12 protein-coding genes are annotated in these 11,415 nt (G+C 64.1%); 8 read left to right on the plus strand and 4 right to left on the minus strand.

What is annotated here, in order from left to right; translation table 11 throughout:
• Positions 1-18: 18 nt before the first annotated feature.
• Positions 19-666, minus strand: coding sequence for a hypothetical protein (locus DFR34_RS12410; RefSeq protein WP_110391474.1), 648 nt, complete (start codon positions 664-666; stop codon positions 19-21).
• Between the two features lie 184 nt (positions 667-850).
• Positions 851-1,735 (minus strand): AbiTii domain-containing protein, encoded by an 885-nt coding sequence (locus DFR34_RS12415; protein WP_158281819.1) that lies wholly within the window; start codon positions 1,733-1,735, stop codon positions 851-853.
• A 291-nt stretch (positions 1,736-2,026) separates the two neighbouring features.
• Here DFR34_RS12415 and DFR34_RS12420 point away from each other — a divergent pair, with 291 nt between their 5' ends.
• Genes DFR34_RS12420 through ahbB (DFR34_RS12445) form a run of 6 tightly spaced genes read left to right on the plus strand, consistent with a single transcriptional unit; the run spans position 2,027 to position 7,575 of the window.
• Complete coding sequence (locus tag DFR34_RS12420; RefSeq protein WP_211309397.1) at positions 2,027-3,751, plus strand: nitrite reductase; 1,725 nt, start codon at positions 2,027-2,029, stop codon at positions 3,749-3,751.
• Positions 3,752-3,798: 47 nt separating this feature from the next.
• Complete coding sequence (locus DFR34_RS12425) at positions 3,799-4,104, plus strand: c-type cytochrome (protein WP_110391476.1); 306 nt, start codon at positions 3,799-3,801, stop codon at positions 4,102-4,104.
• The gene (locus DFR34_RS12430; RefSeq protein ID WP_245906884.1) at positions 4,101-4,421 is read left to right on the plus strand and encodes a c-type cytochrome; all 321 of its coding nucleotides are present in this window, start codon (positions 4,101-4,103) and stop codon (positions 4,419-4,421) included. Before DFR34_RS12425 ends, DFR34_RS12430 begins: the two co-directional genes overlap by 4 nt.
• Positions 4,418-5,581, plus strand: a complete 1,164-nt coding sequence (locus tag DFR34_RS12435) for a cytochrome D1 domain-containing protein (RefSeq protein ID WP_110391478.1) — start codon at positions 4,418-4,420, stop codon at positions 5,579-5,581. The genes DFR34_RS12430 and DFR34_RS12435 overlap by 4 nt, the downstream gene beginning before the upstream one ends.
• A 31-nt stretch (positions 5,582-5,612) precedes the next feature.
• On the plus strand, positions 5,613-6,590 hold the full coding sequence (gene ahbB, locus DFR34_RS12440; RefSeq protein ID WP_110391479.1) for a siroheme decarboxylase subunit beta: 978 nt from the start codon (positions 5,613-5,615) through the stop codon (positions 6,588-6,590).
• Positions 6,583-7,575 (plus strand): siroheme decarboxylase subunit beta, encoded by a 993-nt coding sequence (ahbB, locus tag DFR34_RS12445; RefSeq protein WP_110391480.1) that lies wholly within the window; start codon positions 6,583-6,585, stop codon positions 7,573-7,575. Before ahbB (DFR34_RS12440) ends, ahbB (DFR34_RS12445) begins: the two co-directional genes overlap by 8 nt.
• A gap of 140 nt (positions 7,576-7,715) precedes the next feature.
• On the opposite strand, the gene DFR34_RS12450 is transcribed toward ahbB (DFR34_RS12445), so the two are convergent.
• Together DFR34_RS12450 and DFR34_RS12455 are read right to left on the minus strand one after the other, a co-directional pair.
• Positions 7,716-7,937 (minus strand): helix-turn-helix domain-containing protein, encoded by a 222-nt coding sequence (locus tag DFR34_RS12450; RefSeq protein WP_110391481.1) that lies wholly within the window; start codon positions 7,935-7,937, stop codon positions 7,716-7,718.
• 18 nt (positions 7,938-7,955) lie between these two features.
• A complete protein-coding gene (locus DFR34_RS12455; RefSeq protein ID WP_211309398.1) occupies positions 7,956-8,279 on the minus strand; it encodes a hypothetical protein in 324 nt (107 codons plus the stop codon).
• A 285-nt stretch (positions 8,280-8,564) separates the two neighbouring features.
• On the opposite strand from DFR34_RS12455, the gene nirJ reads away from it, so the two are divergent.
• Together nirJ and DFR34_RS12465 are read left to right on the plus strand one after the other, a co-directional pair.
• Positions 8,565-9,764: a heme d1 biosynthesis radical SAM protein NirJ gene (nirJ, locus tag DFR34_RS12460; protein WP_110391482.1), complete on the plus strand. Its 1,200-nt coding sequence runs from the start codon at positions 8,565-8,567 to the stop codon at positions 9,762-9,764.
• Positions 9,761-11,296 carry a nitrite reductase gene (locus DFR34_RS12465; RefSeq protein ID WP_110391483.1) on the plus strand — a complete coding sequence of 512 codons (1,536 nt, stop codon included), beginning with the start codon at positions 9,761-9,763 and terminating at the stop codon, positions 11,294-11,296. Before nirJ ends, DFR34_RS12465 begins: the two co-directional genes overlap by 4 nt.
• Positions 11,297-11,415 lie beyond the last annotated feature (119 nt).

Here is an 11,415-nt window from a genome sequence, read left to right on the forward strand (position 1 = left end):
AAGCGTATAGCGGCCAGGCTATGCGGCTGCTTGCCACTCTGCCCATATCGCGGGCAGGCGATCATACTGGACCAGCCATTGTTCAAGCTGTGGGTCAATCCAGTGGATAACCTCCACACCAACCCTATGCTGCTCAAGCAGCGTTGGCGTCAGCCACAACAACGGCTCGTGGTGAAAAACCCGATTGCGCAAATCCCGAATCTGATTCAGCGCCGTCGAGATCGTGTGGCGCTGCCGTTGCGATTTCGGACAGCGGGCAAACACCAAACGCAGGTCTTTCCAGAGAACTGGCTGGAATTGCGTATTGAAGAGCGAGCTCCAGAAGCCCAGGGTTAGCTCCGCCAATAGCTTGTCCGGGGTTTGAGGTTCGCACCGCCGCACCAGCTTGGCCTTGGCCTGGGCAATTTCTTTGTTTTGCCAACTAAAGACTGAATGTCCCACCCATGCCTCCCACCAGTCTGCCCGACCATAGTGCGCGCTGAGGCGAGTATGGATGCCATTGCGCAGGGCAATTTCCAAGACGTTAAGCATGGGCAGCATGCCTTCGGACAACAAGACATTGCCGGCATAGTCGGCCAGCGCCTTGGCGGCATCGCCACCCCGTGCGACGCGATAACGACCAAGCCGGGCCGCCGAAAAATGCCTTTCCAAGTCATTCCAGTTCATTCTTCATCACTTTGAATCCGCTCAGCCGTGCTGTTATACTTGATTTGCAGCCCTAGCTTGAAGTCCTCTCCCAGCCACCATACTGGTGATGACACTAGGTTCGTTCTGGCCCTGCCTCGTGCAGGGCCACTCTCATTCTTGACACACCCGCCTGTTGGCGGGTGTGTTGTTTTTTAGCCAGCGATTACAGCAGTGCCGTCAAATATGGCAGCACTTTTGCGCTGAGCACTCCGCCCGCTGCATTTTCCAGCACAGCCTTGATGCTCCCAGCAGTGGCCTTGATGATGGCCCGCTTGGGTTTTGGCGAGGCAGCCTGCGCCTGCAAAGTCACCAACTCTGCCTGCAACTCCTCGCGCGCCTCAACCTCAAGGCTTCCTTGCTGAATGACTTCGCGCAGCACGTCAATCAAGGCCGATAGCGCCGCTGTGTCACCACCTGTCTGCGTTTGAGTCTGGTTGGAGCCATTCGACCCGATCTGGATTTGGGAGCCGCTCACGTCCCCAAAGTGATAATGTTGTTCTTGCACGGTTTGCTTCTCCTGTGGCGTGAATGTCATGCCCTCGCCGAGGACGCCTTTGGCCTCCAGATCAAGCGCCCATTCGAGCACTCGGGTTTTTACTTTCTCGATGACTCCTTGTATCTGTACAACATGAATCATGAGAACCGGACGCATTGCTACGCCATTTCCCTTGCGCATCTGCTGCATCAGCATGTGCTCAACCTCGAAAGGAAAGTAGTAACAGCAGACGTTATTAGTGCTCTGCACAAGCTGCATCAGCTCAGGCACCGATTGCCTCATCTCAAAATCCGACAACGGCGCAGCTATGTCTGGCGGCACAAAAAACGGAATTGGACCACGCCTCGGGTTCTCGGCCATCAACTGTCCTTTTATACGCCGATAGTCAGGCACCTCATCCGAGTCATAGCCGTTCAGCTCACGGCTAATCCAATCAGTCAGTTCAGGCACGGCCAGACGCCGGGCGACGACCAGAGCCTGGCGCAACAAATCACTGGGTGACGTGGATGGCTCCATCGCTGCATGCACTAATTCAGGGACAAGGGCAGGCATTCTTCCTCTACTCTCTGTGGTGTTAGTCAGATTTCCAACGCATTATTATCTGTCATTTTGGCGGCAGCCACCGCGTTTCAGCGCTCATGATCCTGATGGGAAGGGTCAATTTTCTTACCCTCAGCACGGTGAACCGCCCCACCACCGGACACTTTCCGCCACCCACCCCCACAAAGTTCCCCGCCCCGCCCGCCAGCCTGAAAACCGTTGATTCGAATCAATGATGGCGCTTTGCCGGCCAGAGGATGATGTCCGCATTCCTTCTTTCGTAGCGTGGTGGAGCAGACAACAATGAGACACACCCTGAACCCCCTGGTCCGCAGTCTGGCATGGGCAATGCCGTTGCTGGCGGCGGCGTCGCTGGCAACGGCGGCGGATGGCAAATCGGTCAGCCAGACCGATATGGCCTATCAGGCTGGCGGCTCGCCGCTGGCCAAAGAGGCGATGCACCAGAACATCAACCCGAAAGCGCCGCCGATGACGGCGGCCGAGTTCGAGCGCGCCAAGCAGATTTACTTTGAGCGCTGCGCTGGTTGTCATGGCGTGCTGCGCAAGGGCGCCACCGGCAAGGCGTTGACCCCGGACATCACCCTGGGCAAGGGCACCGACTACCTGAAAGTGTTCATCGCCTACGGCAGCCCGGCCGGCATGCCCAACTGGCAGACCTCGGGTGAGATGAGCGAGCAGGATGTGGATTTGATGGCGCGCTACATCCAGCAAGAGCCGCCCACCCCGCCGGAATTCTCGCTGGCGGATATTGAAAAAACCCGCAAGATTTATGTGCCGGTGGAACAACGCCCCACCCGCAAGATGAACCATTACAACCTGGATAATCTGTTCTCGGTCACCCTGCGCGACAGCGGCGAGGTGGCGCTGATTGACGGCGACACCAAACAGATCATCAATATCGTCAAAACCGGCTACGCCGTGCATATCTCGCGGCTGTCCAAATCCGGCCGCTATTTGTATGTGATTGGCCGAGATGCGCGGCTGAACCTGATCGATTTGTGGATGGCCAAGCCGGACAATGTGGCGGAAATCAAAGTCGGCCTGGAAGCGCGTTCGGTGGAGACCTCCAAGTTCAAGGGCTTTGAAGACAAGATCGCCGTGGCCGGCACCTACTGGCCGCCGCAGTTTGTCATCATGGACGGCGACACGCTCAAGCCGCGCAAAGTGGTGTCCACTCGCGGCATGACGGTGGATAACGAATACCACCCGGAACCGCGCGTGGCCTCGATTGTGGCCAGCCATTACCGCCCGGAGTTTGTGATCAACGCCAAGGAAACCGGCAAGATCATGATGGTGGATTACTCTGACCTCAACAACCTGAAAACCACCACCATTGATTCGGCCAAGTTCCTGCACGATGGCGGCTTTGACAGCACCGGGCGTTACTTCCTGGTGGCGGCCAATGCCTCCAACAAGATCGCCGTGGTGGACACCAAGGAAGACAAACTGGCCGCGCTGGTGGACGTGGGCAAAACCCCGCACCCCGGCCGTGGCGCCAACTTCACTCACCCGAAATACGGCCCGGTGTGGGCCACCAGCCACCTGGGCGCCGAGGACGTGACGCTGATCGGCACCGACCCGGTCAAGCACAAGCCATACGCCTGGAAGGCCGTCGAAGTGCTCAAGGGCCAGGGCGGCGGCTCGCTGTTTATCAAGACCCACCCGAAATCCAGCAATTTGTGGGTGGACACCCCGCTGAACCCGGACGCCAAGATGAGCCAGAGCGTGGCGGTGTTTGACATCAAAAACCTGAACAAGCCGCCGCAGATTGTCGATGTGGCCGCCTGCGCCCAGTTGGGCGACGGCGCCAAGCGCGTGGTGCAGCCGGAATACAACAAGGCCGGCACCGAAGTGTGGTTCTCGGTGTGGAGCGCCAAGGACAAGGAATCCGCCATCGTGGTGGTGGACGACAAAACCCGCCAGTGCAAGCAGGTGATCAAGGACAAGCGCCTGATTACCCCCACCGGCAAGTTCAACGTCTACAACACCCAGCACGACGTGTATTGACCTGACCGCGCCGCCCTGGCGGGCGGCGCGCCTGACTGGAGAGTGTCATGCGTATTTTTTCCCTGTCCTTGCTGGCCGCCCTGGCCAGCGCCGCCAGCCTGCCGGCGCTGGCTTCGGCCGAGCTGGCCAAACAGCACAACTGCCTGTCCTGCCACAGCGTGGACAAAAAAGTGGTCGGCCCCTCGTATAAAGACATCGCCGCCAAGTACAAAGGCCAATCGGTGGAGGCCGCGTTGATCGACAAAATCAAGCACGGCAGCAAAGGCGTGTACGGCCCCATCCCGATGCCGGCCAACGCCAATGTGCCGGATGCCGACGTCAAGACCTTGGTGAAATGGATTCTGGCGCAATGAACTGGCGCGCGCTGGCGGTGTTGGGCTTAAGCCTGGCCAGCGCCGCCCACGCCGCCGAGCCGCCCAGCCCGGCGCGCGCGGCGGCGCTTAGCCATATGCTGCATCAGGAATGCGGCGCCTGCCACGGCCTGCGCCTGACCGGCGGGCTGGGCAGCCCGCTGACCGCCGCCGCACTGGCCGACAAACCCGCCGACAGCCTGACGGCCACCATTCTGGACGGTCGCCCCGGCAGCGCCATGCCGCCGTGGCGACCGTTTGTCAGCGCCGACGAAGCGCGCTGGCTGGTTGAACAACTGCAACAAGGACGCCTGCCATGATCGCCCGACTGCTGTCTGCCCTGAGCGCCGCGCTCTGCCTGCTGCTGGCCGCCTGCGCCAGCCCGCCGCTGCGCGGCACCGGGGATTTGGGCGTGGTGATCGAACGCGCGCGCGGCAGCGTGCAGATTGTCGAGCAAAGCGCCCGGCGCAGCCTGGGCCGGGTGGACGGCCTGGGCGATTTGTCACACGCCTCGGTGGTGTTCTCACGCGATGGCCGCTACGCCTATGTGTTTGGCCGCGATGGCGGCTTAAGCCAGGTGGATGTGCTCAGCCAGCGGCTGGTCAAGCGGGTGATGCAGGCCGGCAACAGCATTGGCGGGGCGATTTCCAGCGATGGCCGGATTGTCGCCGCGCAAAATTATCAACCCGGCGGGGTCAAACTGTTTGACGCCGACACGCTGGAACTGCTGGCCGAAGTCAGCACCGGCGGCTCGAAAGTGGTCGGCCTGGCCGACCTGCCCGGCAATCGCTTTGCCTTCAGCTTGTTTGAAGCCGGCGAAATCTGGCTGATCGACGCCAGCCAGCCGCGCGCCCCACAAGTCACCCGCTACCCGAACATCGGCCGCCAGCCCTACGATGGCCTGGCCAGCCAGGACGGCCGCCACTATCTGGCCGGTTTGTACGGCGAAGACGGCCTGGCGTTGCTGGACACCTGGCAGCCGGAGCAGGGCGTGCGCCGCATTCTGAATGGCTACGGGCGCGGGCGCGCCGCGCTGCCGGTGTACAAAATGCCGCACCTGCGCGGCTGGAGCCTGGCCGGCGACTACGCCTTTTTGCCGGCCATCGGCCACCACCAGGTGCTGATCGCCGACCGGCGCAGCTGGCAGGAAGTCGCCCGCGTACCGGTGCACGGCCAGCCGGTGTTTGTCATGGCCGAACCGGGCGGCCGGCGGGTGTGGGTGAACTTTGCCTTTCCGCATAACGACACCGTGCAGGTGATCGACGTGCCCAGCCGGCAGATCGTCGCCACCCTGAAACCCGGCCGCGCCATCCTGCACATGGAATTCACCGCCCGTGGCGACGCGGTGTGGCTGTCCAGCCGCGACGACAACCGCCTGACCGTGATCGACACCGCCACGCTGAACACCATCGCCGAACTGGACGCCGAACAACCGTCGGGGATTTTTTTCACCTGGCGCGCGCAAAGGATGGGGATGTGATGCGCGCCAAGCCGTGCTGGAGCCTTGCCGCATGAATGCGCCGATAAGCCACCCCCTGCCGCTGGCCTTGCTGGACCGCTATCAGCGCCACTTTCCGCTGTGCCCGCGCCCGTATGCCGAGGTGGCCGGGCACTATGGCTGGGACGAGGGCGAGTTGCTGGCGGCCTTGCGCGCGGCGACTGAGGCCGGGGTGCTGTCGCGCATTGGCGCAGTGTTCGCCCCCAATACCGTGGCGGCCAGCACGCTGGCGGCGCTGGCCGTGCCGCCCGACCAACTGGCAGCCGTCGCCGCGCAGGTCAGCGCGCGGCGCGAGGTCAGCCACAATTACCAGCGCAGCCACGCCTATAACCTGTGGTTTGTCGCCACCGCCGCCGACCGCGCCGCACTGGATGCGCTGCTGGCCGGCATTGCCGCCGACAGCGGCTTGCCGGTGCTGGATGTGCCGCTGGAGCGGGAATACCACATCGACCTGGGCTTTGCCCTGCACGGCGAAGCCGCCGCCCGCACGCCGCTGCCGCCCTCGCCCGGCCTGCTGACGCTCAGCGCGGCGCAACGCCGCTTGCTGGCGGCGCTGGGCCCAGGCCTGGCGCTGACGCCGCGCCCCTATCTGGTGCTGGCGCAAGCGTGCGAGCTGAGCGAAGCCGAGGTGCTGGCGACCTTGGCGCACTGGCAGGCGATTGGCGCGCTGCGCCGCTTTGGCCTGGTGCTGCGCCACCACGAGCTGGGCTATCGGGCCAATGTGATGTGCGTGTGGCAAATCCCGCCCACCGCCCGCGACGCCATCGGCGCCCAGCTGGCGCAAGACCCGGCGGTCACGCTGTGTTACGCCCGCCCGGCGCGGCCGCCGCACTGGCCCTACACGCTGTTTGCCATGGTGCACGGCAAAAGCCGCGCCGAGGTGGACGCCGCCATCGACCGCCTGATTGCCCAGCACGCGCTGGCCGCCTGGCCGCACGCGCGGCTGTACACCCTGCACCGCTACGCCCAGCGAGGCCCGCACTATGCTTGAACCGCACGCCCAAACCCTCAACCCGCTGGACCAGGCCATCATCGACCGCCTGCAAGGGGGTTTTCCGCTGTGCGCTTATCCCTATGATGAAGCCGCCGCGCCGCTGGGCATCGACGCCGACACGCTGATGGCGCAGCTGGACGCGCTGCTGGCGCGCCGGGTGCTCACCCGCTTTGGCCCGATGTTTCAGGTAGAGCGCATGGGCGGCGCCTTTGTGCTGGCGGCGCTGGCCGCGCCCGAGGCGCGCTTTGCCGAGGTGGCCGAGCAGGTCAACGCCCTGCCGGAAGTCGCGCACAACTACCGGCGCGAACACACGCTGAATATGTGGTTTGTGCTGGCCACCGCCCACCCCGACGGCATCGACGCTGCCCGCCAGCGCATCGAAGCCGCCACCGGCCTGACGGTGCGCCTGTTTCCCAAACTGCGCGAATATTATGTGGGGATGCGCTTTACCGTCGGTGGCCGCGCGCCCGTGGGCGGCGAAGTGATCCACCGCCCCAGCCACGCCCCGGCCGCGCCGCTGTCCGCCGCCGACACCGCGCTGGTGCGCGCCTGCCAGGCCGGCCTGCCGCGCTGCCGCCGCCCCTATCAGGCGCTGGCCGACAGCCTGGGCTGGCAAGAGGCGCAGGTGATCGAACGCCTGCAACACATGCTGGCGCACGGCATCATCCGCCGCATCGGCGCCGCGCCCAACCACTACGCCATCGGCTACTCCGCCAACGGCATGGCGGTGTTCGACATCGACGACGCCCACATCGACGCCTGCGGCGAACGCCTGGGCGCGCTGGCGCAAGTCAGCCACTGCTACCACCGCCCACGCCAACCGGGCTGGCCGTATAACCTGTTCGCCATGTGCCACGGCGACCACCGCGACGCCGTACGCGCCGACATCGCCCTGCTGCGCGAACAACTGGGCTCGGCCTGCCGGGGGCACGACGTGCTGTTTTCGACGGCAATGCTGAAAAAGAGTGGGGTGCGGATTTAGGGTGCGGGCATGGCGGGCATAGCGGGCGGGACGGTGCTGCTTGAGTCTGCTTGAGGTAGCCACAGACGCACATGTCGCCGGATGAATTGAACCCGCACGCCACCCAGGCTCAGGCCGCCATCATGCCCTCGGCCAAGCGGCTACTTGGCCAGTTTGATGGCTTGTTTCAACGCCCGCAGCACCGCCAGCAGGTAAAGATGAGCATTCCCCACACTGGAATGCGCAGTGATTTTCCCGGCGTGCACATAGCGGCGAAACGTGGCGATGGAGATTTCCAGATATTCCGCTGCTTCGGCGGCGGTAAATTCTTCATCGCGCAAATGGCCAAACACCTCGTCGTGGCACGAAGAACACTCACCCACGGTAGCCCCCTCTGGCGCTCACTTCACCAGCCCAAACTTCACCAAACACTTATGCGCCTTCAGCTTGGCCGGCGGGATGGGCACAGCGTCGGTGCGGCTGGCGGGTTCGTCATCGCCGTCTTCGTGGTATTCACCCTGGCGATATTCCACCTCGCACTGGTCGTATTTATTGCACACGCTGAGCTTGGTGCACACGATCTTGGGGCCGGCGTGGTAGAAGTAATAAACGGCGCCGGAGTAGGGCGGGCGGGCGTAGTTTTCGGTGTGGATGCGCCAGGCGGGGGTGTCGGCCCAGCTGGTCAGTGGGGTGATCAGCGCCCAGGCCAGCAGCAGAGGTTTCAAGCGACTCACCAAACTCGCCTGGCGTTGTTGCGCGTCCTTGTCGTACTTGCTCGTACTGTCTACGGCCGCGCGCCTAGCCAGGCGCGCTGCGCTGAGTTTTGTGAGCCACTTGATACAGGTCATGAGGCAAGGCTTTCGACGATGAAAACGCCAGTGTAGCTGCGCGCGCCGGCTGCGCCCAGTCTGGCAAAAGGCCTGTGCCGGGATAGGCTTGATGCAAGTCAATGCCGTGGCGGGCGGCGGCGGGGGAGGATGGTTGCATTGATCCTGCTGCGAGCTTTTCTTATGCTGCGCCTGACGCCTTATCTTGCTTCGCTCTTGCACCCCATGCCGCTGGCGCCGGCGCGCCGGCCGGCCGGGCCGGTGGTGATCTGGAATCTGATCCGCCGCTGCAACCTCACCTGCCAGCACTGTTATTCCATCTCTGCCGACCGGGATTTCCCCGGTGAATTAAGCACCTCAGAAGTGTTTGCCGTGATGGACGATTTGCGCGGGTTTGGCGTGCCAGTGCTGATTTTGTCGGGCGGCGAGCCCTTGTTGCGTGCGGATATTTTCGACATTGCCGCCCGCGCCAAGACGCTGGGGTTTTATGTCGGGCTGTCCAGCAATGGCACCTTGATCGACGCCGAGATGGCGGCGCGGCTGGCGGGGCTGGGGCTGGATTATCTTGGCGTCAGCCTGGATGGCATGGCCGCCACCCACGACCGTTTTCGGCGGCTGGAGGGCGGCTTTGCCCGAGCGGCGGCGGGCATTCGCCTGGCGCGCGACGCCGGCATGAAGGTGGGCGTGCGCTACACCCTCACCGAAGACAACGCGGCGGATTTGCCGGCCTTGTTGCAGTGGGTGGACGACGAGGGCATCGACAAGTTTTATTTTTCGCACCTGAACTACGCCGGGCGCGGCAACAAGCACCGCGACAGCGACGCCCGCCACGCGCGCACGCGCTGGGCGATGGATTTGCTGATTGAGGCCTGTTTGCGCCACCTGCGCGCCGGCCAGGCCAAGGATTTTGTCACCGGCAATAACGACGCCGACGCGGTGTATCTGCTGCGCTGGGCGCACACCCACTACCCCGAGCAGGCCGAGGCGCTGCGCCAGCGGCTGCTGGCCTGGGGCGGCAACGCCAGCGGGGTGAATGTGGCCAATATCGACAATCTTGGCAACGTTCACCCGGACACCATGTGGTGGGATATTCAATTGGGCAATGTGCGCGAGCGGCCGTTTTCGCAGATTTGGCCGGATGTGTCGCACCCGCTGATGGCCGGGCTGAAGCAACGCCCGCGCCCGGTGCACGGCCGTTGCGGCGCGTGTCCGCACCTGGCCATCTGCAATGGCAACACCCGCGTGCGCGCCTGGGCGCTGACTGGCGACTTCTGGGCGGCCGACCCGGCCTGCTACCTGAGCGACGCCGAGCTGGGCCTGCCGCCAGGCAAGTATGCCCAAGCCGAGCTCACCGCCTGGCAGCGACAAGGGGCGACGGCATGAGGCGCGCTTGGCTGTGGATGGGCCTGGCGCTGGCCGCCAGTGGCCACGCCGCCGCGCCAGCGGCGCTGTATCAGCAACACTGCCAAAGCTGCCACGGCGAGCAGCGCCTGGGCGGCATGGCGCCGGCCTTGTTGCCGCAAAGCCTGGAGCGCAGCAAGCCGGCAGAGTTGCTGGCCACCGTGCGCGACGGCCGCCCGGCCACGCAAATGCAAGGCTTTGCCGACTGGCTGAGCGCCGACGAGATTCAGGCCTTGGTCGGCTGGCTGCGCACGCCAGCGGCCACGCCGCCGCGCTGGAGCGAAGCCGAGATGGCCGCCAGCCACCGGCAGTTTGTCCCGCTGGCGCAGCTGCCAGACGCGCCAGGCCATGGCGCCGACCCGGCCAATCTGTTTGTGGTGGTGGAGGCGGGCGACCATCATGTGTCGGTGCTGGATGGCGAGCGCTTTACCGTGCTGGCGCGCTTTGCCAGCCATTACGCGCTGCACGGCGGGCCAAAGTTCAGCCCGGATGGGCGCTTTGTTTACTTTGCCAGCCGTGACGGCTGGGTCAGCCAGTATGATTTATACAGCCTGCAAAAAGTGGCGGAAATCCGCGTCGGGCTGAACACCCGCAATGTGGCGGCCTCGGCCGACGGGCGCTGGCTACTGGCCGGCAACACCCTGCCAGAAAATCTGGTGCTGCTGGACGCGCGCACCCTCCAGCCGGTAAAAACCCTGCCGGTGCGCACCCAGCAAGGCCAGCTATCGCGGGTGTCGGCGGTGTACGACGCCGCGCCGCGCCAGAGCTTTATCGTTGCGCTGAAAGACGCGCCCGAGCTGTGGGAAATCTCCTACAACCCGGCGGCCGAGCCGATTTACGATGGCTATGTACACGACTACGCCATGGGCGAGGGCCTGGCCAAGCCGGGTTTTCTCAACCCCCGGCGCACGCCGCTGGACGCCGTGCTGGATGATTTTTTCTTTGACCCGGACTATCGCCATGTGATCGGCGCCTCGCGCGACGGCCGCGCCCAGGTGGTCAACCTGGACATCCGCCGCCAGGTGGCGGCGCTGCAACTGGACGGCATGCCGCATCTGGGCGCGGGCATCACCTTCAAGCGCGACGGCCGCATCCTGCTGGCCACCCCCAATCTGAAAACCGGCCAGGTCAGCGTGATCGACACCGGCAACTGGCAGGAAGTCACCCGCATCGCCACGCCGGGGCCGGGGTTTTTTCTGCGCAGCCACGAACGCACGCCCTACGCCTGGGTGGATGCGATGATGAGCGCGCAGCGCGACACGCTGACCCTGATCGACAAACGCACTCTGCAAGTGGCGCACACCCTGCGCCCGCGCCCCGGCAAAACCACGGCCCATGTGGAATTCACCCGCGACGGCCGCTATGCGCTGGTCAGCGTGATGGAAACCCCCGGCGAGCTGCTGGTGATCGACGCCGCCACCCTGCGCGAAGTGGCGGCGCTGCCGATGATGAAGCCGATTGGCAAATACAATGTACACAACAAGATCACCCGCTCGGAGGGCACCAGCCACTGACACAGCCGCTCGCTGGCGCCCCAGCTAGTAGCCAGTCACCATGATCTGAACAGATAATAGGCACAGCCGCTGCATACAGGACAGCACAACCCCGCTGAGGAAATCACCATGCCCGCCAT

Origin of the sequence: Rivihabitans pingtungensis, assembly GCF_003201855.1 — a bacterium.
Taxonomy (GTDB): domain Bacteria; phylum Pseudomonadota; class Gammaproteobacteria; order Burkholderiales; family Aquaspirillaceae; genus Rivihabitans; species Rivihabitans pingtungensis.